Source organism: Kitasatospora sp. NPDC054939 (genome assembly GCF_053610105.1).
Map to the genome: position 1 here is coordinate 1 of NZ_JBSGXP010000267.1, position 4,432 is coordinate 4,432.

The window sequence follows — 4,432 nt, forward strand, 5'->3', positions numbered from 1 at the left end:
CCCCACCGGGCCCGACCCCCGCGTGCCCGCCCACCGCCCCCGGCCCGGGGCGCCCCCCCGGGGCCGGCGGCGGCTCAGGCCTGGGTGAACAGCGGGTCGTAGGCGGCGGAGCGCCGGCGCCCCGCCATGAAGGCGAGGAATTCCCGGACGAAGGCCGCCCGGGAGTACGTCCCGTCGGCGTCCAGCGGCTCGCGCCGGAAGCCGGTGCGGAACAGGGCCCGGTACTCGTCGGCGTCGATCGCCTGGTTGCCGTCCGCGTCGACGGCGTCGAACAGCACCTCGGCCAACCGGATCAGCGCCGGGCCGGCCAGCGCCGGGGCCGCCTCGGCGTACTCCTGGCGGCTGACCCGGCCGTCGCCGTCGGTGTCGAGGGCCGACTGCAGCTCCTTCCACCAGGCGGCGTACGCGCCGTAGAGCCGGGTCTCGGCGGGCTCGTCCAGATCCAGCCGGCCGGCCTGCTCCCGCGCCATGGCCGCCAGATCGGGCCAGTCCAGGAAGCCGTTCCCGGTCTGGTCGAGCACGGCGTCGAAGAACTCCTCCGCGCTGCGCTGCGCCGCGCCGTCGCGGGCGGGCCGCCCCGGCCGCCCCGGCCGGCCCGCCGGGGCGGCCCGGCCGTCGGGTTCGTCCGGCAGCGGGGTCATCAGCCGCAGCAGCGCCCCGAGGCGCTTCAGCCGGTCGCCCGCGGTGGCCAGCGCCCGGACCCGGGGATCGTCGCTGTCCGGCGACAGCGAGAGCAGTTCGAGGAGTGCCTCGGCGGTCAGCCAGCCGTCCGGCAGCAGCCGGGCCGTGCCCAGGGCCAGGTAGGCGCTCTGGGTGAGGGCCCGGCCGCCGGGCAGCTCGGTCAGCCCGGCCCGACGCCGGAAGGACTCCGGGAGCGAGGCGACCGTGACGGCGCCGATCGCCGGCCCGGCCACGGCGCGCCCGGCGGCCCAGACCGTCGGCAGGCCCGCCAGCAGCGGCGGCGCCGGGAGGTGGTCGAACAGGTGGTACAGGATGATCCGCAGCGCCTCGGTGTTCTCCAGCTCCTCCTCGACCACGCGGTCGTAGGTCGGCCAGAACTCCCGCAGGTCGTCCGGGAGCAGGCCGGACGGATCGCCCATGACAGCGAGGAAGGCCCGGAACTCGCCGTACAGCTCCTCCATGGCCGCCCGGTCGAGCGGCCGGCCGCTCCAGCGGAACATCGTCACGGCGCTCTCGAACATCGTGGCCACCACCCAGGCACGGGCCCGCGGGTCCATCGCGTCGTAGGGCCGGCCCGCCGCGTCGCTGCCGTTCAGCCGGCCGTGCAGCCGGTTGAGCCGGGCCGCCTCCCGGGCCCGGGCGGTCTCGTCCGGGCCGACCATCCGCTGCAGGCTGCGCAGGGTGTTGTGCAGCCTGCGCCACGGGTGCGCCACGAAGGTCGAGCTGTCGAGCAGGGCCGCACCGATCTGCGGGTGGGCGGCCTCCAGTACGGTCGCCCGGATCATGGCGAGCGCCCAGCACGGGTCGTCGAACAGGCGGTGGAACCTGGTCCCGGGGCCGAACAGCGGGCCGGGCGGGGGACCGGGCGGCGGGCCTCCCGCGGCCCCGGGCACGGTGCCCGCACCGCCGGGGTGGTCGGTCGTCTCGGTCACGATCGGGGTTCTCCGTTCGGATGGTCCGCCACCCCGCCGAAGCGGCGCCGGCGGTGTCGGTAGGTGTCCAGGCACTCCAGGAAGTGCCCGGCCCGGAAGTCGGGCCAGAGCACCGGCGGGAAGACCCACTCGGCGTAGGCGACCTGCCAGAGCATGAAGTTCGAGATCCGCTGCTCCCCGGAGGTGCGGATCACCAGGTCCACGTCGGGGGTGTCGGGGAACGGCAGGTGGGCGGCGAAGCGCTCCTCGTCCAGTTCCTCGGCCGTCGCGCCGCTGCGGATCAGCGAGCGCGCGGCCTCGACGATGTCCCGCCGCCCGCCGTGGTCGAACGCCACGGTCAGCGTCATGCCCCGGTTGCGGGCGGTCAGCGTCGTGAGGTCCGCGAAGTCGCGGGCCAGCGCCGGCGGGATGCGCGGATCGGTGACCCCGAGGAAGCGGCAGCGGATGCCGCGCGCGTGCAGCAGCGGGGCGTGCTTGCGCACCACCCGGCGGACCAGGCGCAGCAGGTACTCGACCTCGTCGGCCGGACGCCGCCAGTTCTCGGTGGAGAAGGCGTACAGGCTCAGCCACCGCACCCCCGCCGACCGGGCCGCCTCGATGACGTCGATCACCGTCGTCTCGGCCGCGCGGTGGCCGGAGGTGCGCGGCAGCTCGCGCCGGGCCGCCCAGCGGCCGTTGCCGTCCATCACACAGGCGACGTGGTGCGGCACCGGGCCCGGCCCCGGCCCGGCGACCTGTCGCGGTACCGCCGCCTCCACGGGCGGCGCGGGGCCCCCGACGACCTGCTCCACCGACACGTCCTCCCCCTTCGGTCCCGGGCGGCGCCGCGGTGCCGCGCGCCTGCGATCAGCGTTCCGGTCGCTGCCGGGGGCCGTCCGGGACTCCGGGGATCTTCACCCGTTCCAGTGACGGCCGGCCTCCGGGCCCGGAAGCGTGCGCGGCGCACCCCGGCCGGAATCCGCGCCCGCCCCGGCCCGCCGGGCGGGCGCGGATTCCGGCCGGACACCCGCGGGTCCGGGCGGGCACTACCCGGTCGACCCCTACCGGCGGGGGCGGACTACCCATGAGAGGTGTGCCCGCGCGTCCGGGCACCCCCCACCCGAGACGGAAACGTCACCGGAATCCGGGCCCGCGCCCGTAGAGCCGTCGGGCCGTGCCGGGCTTTCATGGACGTGCGCCGGAGGAGCCCCGCACCGGACCCGCCCTCCCGACGCATCCGACGGGACACCGCGGCCGGGCCACCGCCCCCTCCGCCCCCATCCGACGGGACACCGCGGCCGGGCCACCGCCCGCACCGCCCGTCGGCGGTGTTCGCCCACCGGTGTGCTGGCGTTCGGCGCTGCTCCGCAACGGCGGTTGACGTGCTGAATGGTCACAAGGTGATCTCGTCCGACGGAGTCCCTTGACGTCGGCTGGTAACCCGGCTGTCATATGTTGCATCGCGTTTGAACATGTTGGTTCATGGGGGTTTGCTTCCGCTGTGATCGACAGTTCGTCCCGGAGTCACCCCAAGCCCCACCCACGGTCGGTCCCACCCGCACATCGGGCCGCCGCTCCCCGCACCCGCACGATGCGCCACTTCCCCGGCGCAGGCTCGAAGGAGCTCACCATGATCCGCACCATCACCGGCCGTACGTCCGCCGCGACGGCCCTGCTGCTCGCCCTCGGCCTGACCACGGCCTGCTCCACCGGCCAGGAATCCGTCAAGGGCGGCGACGCCGCGGTTCCGACGGTGAGCGGCAAGATCTCGATGACCTACCTGCAGAAGCAGGGCGACCAGGAGTACTTCGTCGGCGAGGCGGCCGGGGCGAAGGCCAAGGCCGCCGAGCTGGGCGTCGACCTGAAGGTGGTGAACCTCGGCAACGACGCGAACAAGACGATCAGCGAGGTGCAGGCGGCGGTCGCCCAGAAGACCAACGGCATCATCATCGTCGTGCCGGACCCGGCCGTCGGCCCGCAGGTCGTGCAGGCCGCCAAGGACGCCAAGGTCGCGCTGCTCACCTCGGACGACCAGATCTGCACCAACGGCCCGGACCCGTCGGTGTGCGCCAAGGACAACCTGGTGGCCCGGATCGGCTTCTCCGGCCAGCAGATGGGCAGCGAGGTCGGCAAGCGCGCCGCCGAGGAGTTCAAGAAGGCGGGCTGGAACCCGGCCGAGACGCGCACCATATCGGCCTGGAAGCAGGACGTCACCGTCTGCGGCGACCGCGTGAAGGCCGCCCGGGAGACGTTCTCCGCCACCGCCCCCGGCGTGCAGAACATCGACGTCGCCACCGACAACACCCCCACCGGCGCCCAGGACAAGATCGCCGCCACCGTCACCGCCAACCCGGGCGTCAAGAACTGGGTGGTCTGGGGCTGCAACGACGAGAACGTCCAGGGCGGCGTGACCGCGCTGGAGAACGCCGGCATCGGCGCCGACCGGGTCATCGGCGTCGGCCTGGGCGCCTACCTGGCCTGCAAGAACTGGAGCGGCACCAAGCCGTCGGGCATGAAGGCCGCGCTGTTCATCAACGGCAAGGACGTCGGCGCCCTCGCCGTCCAGACCATGTACGACAAGCTCAAGAACGGCAAGGAGTTCCCGAAGGAGGCCTTCGCCCCGACCACCATGGTCGACGCGGCCACCTGGAAGTCCTCCGGCGTCACCTGCAGCTGACACCCCGGAACCGGCCCGGCCCGCGGGGCGGGCGGGGGGGGGGGCGGGGCAGGGGGGGGCGGCGGGGGGGGGTGGGGGGCGCCGGGGGGTGGGCGGAGGGCGCGTCGGAGATGGGGATGACATCGGCGCGGGTGCCGTCCCGGCGGCTCATCGGCTGCTCCTG

Annotated in this window: 3 protein-coding genes; 1 reads left to right on the forward strand and 2 read right to left on the reverse strand. The window is 74.7% G+C overall.

Going from position 1 to position 4,432, the window contains the following annotated elements:
• Positions 1–74: 74 nt before the first annotated feature.
• A complete protein-coding gene (locus ACWGB8_RS37910; RefSeq protein WP_452218214.1) occupies positions 75–1,616 on the reverse strand; it encodes an oxygenase MpaB family protein in 1,542 nt (513 codons plus the stop codon).
• Positions 1,610–2,299 (reverse strand): polyprenyl diphosphate synthase, encoded by a 690-nt coding sequence (uppS, locus tag ACWGB8_RS37915; RefSeq protein WP_452218215.1) that lies wholly within the window; start codon positions 2,297–2,299, stop codon positions 1,610–1,612. Before uppS ends, ACWGB8_RS37910 begins: the two co-directional genes overlap by 7 nt.
• Positions 2,300–3,222: 923 nt before the next feature.
• On the opposite strand from uppS, the gene ACWGB8_RS37920 reads away from it, so the two are divergent.
• The gene (locus tag ACWGB8_RS37920) at positions 3,223–4,269 is read left to right on the forward strand and encodes a substrate-binding domain-containing protein (protein ID WP_452218213.1); all 1,047 of its coding nucleotides are present in this window, start codon (positions 3,223–3,225) and stop codon (positions 4,267–4,269) included.
• Positions 4,270–4,432: the final 163 nt, after the last annotated feature.